The 208-nt window shown below is 52.4% G+C and carries 1 protein-coding gene; it reads right to left on the bottom strand.

Annotated features, from left to right (window positions below):
- On the bottom strand, positions 1-208 hold a 208-nt coding region (locus A1830_RS23440), incomplete at both ends, for a hypothetical protein (protein WP_231877655.1).

The raw sequence follows: 208 nt of genomic DNA, 5'->3' as shown, positions 1-208 counted from the left end.
GCGTTTCACTTCTGAGTTCGGCATGGGGTCAGGTGGGACCACCGCGCTAAAGCCGCCAGGCAAATCTTGGTGCACGGAACGAATATTTTGTGCTGCTGCTGCGTTGGCTTCACTTGCAAACTCAGTCACATACTTCAGTATGCTCCTTCCTTCGCTGCGTTTGCCGCCCTGCTTCAGCACAAACTCTTTCGTTCCCGCTAATCTTTTA

The organism is Erwinia sp. ErVv1 (assembly GCF_900068895.1).
In the GTDB taxonomy this organism is placed as follows: Bacteria; Pseudomonadota; Gammaproteobacteria; order Enterobacterales; family Enterobacteriaceae; genus Erwinia.
The sequence above is the reverse complement of the archived record's forward strand: the minus strand, read 5'-3'. Positions and strand labels throughout refer to the sequence as shown.